3 protein-coding genes are annotated in these 2,829 nt (G+C 47.6%); 2 read left to right on the forward strand and 1 reads right to left on the reverse strand.

What is annotated here, in order from left to right:
- Window positions 1-24: 24 nt before the first annotated feature.
- Window positions 25-411 (forward strand): hypothetical protein, encoded by a 387-nt coding sequence (locus BCT81_RS19630; RefSeq protein WP_004737102.1) that lies wholly within the window; start codon window positions 25-27, stop codon window positions 409-411.
- A gap of 12 nt (window positions 412-423) precedes the next feature.
- On the forward strand, window positions 424-1,809 hold the full coding sequence (locus BCT81_RS19635; RefSeq protein WP_102425547.1) for a class II fumarate hydratase: 1,386 nt from the start codon (window positions 424-426) through the stop codon (window positions 1,807-1,809).
- Window positions 1,810-1,888: 79 nt separating this feature from the next.
- On the opposite strand, the gene BCT81_RS19640 is transcribed toward BCT81_RS19635, so the two are convergent.
- The coding region (locus BCT81_RS19640; RefSeq protein ID WP_133152663.1) for an ATP-binding protein at window positions 1,889-2,829 on the reverse strand (941 nt) is incomplete at its 5' end.

Raw genomic sequence — 2,829 nt, forward strand, 5'->3', positions numbered from 1 at the left:
TTAACATCCAGTAAAGAGATGAAAATGATGATGAAAGAGCAGCAGGTTCTCTATTCGAGGTTCTACAAAGCGCAGGATCGCTTTACTTCCTCAGAGCAAGTTCACGGTCACGAGCCGTTTGTCATTCGAGACTACATCGAGTGTGCACAAACGCTTGCCGCATACTATGAAAAACACGCCGCACAAGAAAACATCTTGCTATGCGAGCTGTACCTGCGCCAAGTTTTCTTCCATCTGATTGAAGCGATTGAGTCTCCTGAGCGCAGTTTTACCTTTCGTCATATCTGCCTAGACTCAATTCACTCACCACTATTTTATCTAAAACGCCACTACTGCCAGCAACCACATGGCCAAGCGCGTTTTTTGAATCTCAGCCAGACACTACAACAAGTCCAAGCCCCACTTGGCTAACAAGGATAAAAGATGACCCTACAATATCGAATTGAAAAAGACAGCATGGGGGAAGTAAAAGTCCCAGCTGATGCACTCTACCAAGCACAAACTCAACGTGCCGCAGATAACTTCGCGTTTAGCTCCCACAAAATGCCCACCAGCTTTATCCAAGCACTGGCGTTAATCAAACAAGCTGCTGCTGACACCAATGCTCAATTAGGTTTATTGGAAGGCGATATTGCCAATGCGATCGCCGATGCGAGCCAAGAGATCATTGATGGCAAACATCTCGATCAATTCCCGATCGATGTCTACCAAACCGGCTCTGGTACTAGCTCTAACATGAACGCCAACGAAGTGATTGCAACACTCGCTTCCAGAAGTTTGCAAGGCGACGTGAACCCGAACGATCACGTCAATATGGGCCAAAGCAGTAACGATGTGGTGCCAACCGCGATCCAAGTCAGTGTCGCACTCACTGCGGAAAACAAGCTGCTACCAGCACTAAGTCACTTGTCTGAAGCACTGAGCGTTAAACAGCAAGAGCTTGCTGAGGTCGTGAAAACCGGCCGTACTCACCTAATGGATGCGATGCCGATTACCTTTGCTCAAGAGTTGGGTGGCTGGAAGTTCCAGATTGAACACGCTAAACAAGCGATTGAAAGCACCCTGCCTGCTATTAAAGCGCTTGCTCAAGGTGGAACGGCGGTTGGCACAGGCATCAATGCTGATCCCCGCTTTGCCGATAAGTTTGCAAGTAACCTGTCGCAGTCGACAAAGATCAGCTTTAACTCGAGTGAAAACTTCTTTTTTAACCTCAGCAGTCAAGACGCGATCGTTGCCTTTTCGGGTCAGCTCAAAACTGCAGCAGTTGCGATCATGAAGATCGCAAACGATCTTCGCTGGATGAACTCTGGCCCATTAGCTGGCTTAGGAGAAATTGAATTGCAGGCGCTACAGCCAGGCTCATCGATCATGCCGGGCAAAGTGAACCCTGTAATACCAGAAGCCGCAGCAATGGCCGCTGCGCAGGTGATTGGTAACGACACCACCATTACAGTAGCTGGCCAGTCTGGCAACTTCCAACTGAATGTGATGCTGCCAGTGATTGCTCATAACGTATTAGAAAGTATCGAGCTTTTAGCTAACAGCTCTGTTGCGCTGGCAGATAGAGCAATTGCGACTTTCACTGTACGCCAAGACAATCTTGATTTAGCGCTTTCAAAGAATCCAATTTTGGTGACTGCACTTAATCCTGTGATTGGTTACCTAAAGGCAGCAGATATTGCCAAGAAAGCTTACAAAGAGGGTTTACCTATCCTTGATGTTGCAGAAAGAGAAACCGATCTTAGCCGAGAAGAACTCAGCAAGCTGCTTGACCCAACTGCTCTCACTCAAGGTGGTATCGCAGGTTAAAACCAGTAACTCATAACAAGTCTACCGGATCGAAAAAGGCCTCATCAGAGGCCTTATTAGGATCTAATAATGACTTAAACTAACTCACGCGATTCAATACTGCTCTGAGTTTTAGCGGTTTCACTGGCTTGGCAATAAAGCTAAAGCTGTTGGCCTTTATCGCCGCCAACATGTCATCGGTTCTGTCGGCACTAATGATGACCCCTTCAAAGGAATCTCCAAGGCGCAAGCGACACTGTTGCAACACCTCAAGCCCTGTTCGCCCATTATCGAGGCGGTAATCAGAAAAAATCACATCGGGTTTCCAGTCACCATCGAGGCACTTCAAACTCTCGACCAAATCAACTGCCGTTTTAACCTCACAACCCCAGCGACCAATCAGGTTCTCCATACCAACCAAAATCTCTCGTTCATTATCAACACACAAGATTTTAAGGTGCTCGATGTCACTGCTCGCCACTGTCGCTGCTACTTGTACAACCGGAGCCACTTGTTCCGCTCTTGCTAAGGTTATAGAGAAAACACTGCCTTGCCCCGGCCATGAGCGCATCGATATTTGATGACCAAGCACATGAGCAATACCTTTAGAAATAGCGAGCCCCAGCCCTAAACCTTGATCGGAACGCACTTGGCTACCACGAGTGAACTCTTCGAAGATCTCTTGTTGCTTGTCTTCATCAATACCGGTTCCGTTATCCCACACATCGATTCGCACCTGCCCCCTGACTCGTCTTGCTCCGAGCACTACTTTCCCCTCTGGGTTATAGCGGAAGGCGTTAGTCAAAAAGTTCTGAATCACTCGTCTCAGCAACTTAGGGTCAGATTGAATAAACAGGGATGATGGGATCATCTTGAAATCAATTTTTTGCTGCGTCGCTAAGGCGCTAAATTCAGCATTCAAGTTAGCGAGCACATCATGCACCGCAATGGCGTGAATGTTGGTTTCCAGTTTGCCGGACTCTAATCGTGAGATATCCAACAAATCACCAATCAAGTCCTCTGCCGCACCCAGTGCACTTT

Source organism: Vibrio sp. 10N.261.52.A1 (genome assembly GCF_002876325.1).
Taxonomy (GTDB): Bacteria; Pseudomonadota; Gammaproteobacteria; order Enterobacterales; family Vibrionaceae; genus Vibrio; species Vibrio chagasii.

Bases quoted from the DNA above. Each gene is read 5' to 3' on its own strand.
- BCT81_RS19635 (WP_102425547.1), top strand. From the start codon at position 424: ATGACCCTACAATATCGAATTGAAAAAGACAGCATGGGGGAAGTAAAA.
- BCT81_RS19630 (WP_004737102.1), top strand. From the start codon at position 25: ATGATGATGAAAGAGCAGCAGGTTCTCTATTCGAGGTTCTACAAAGCG.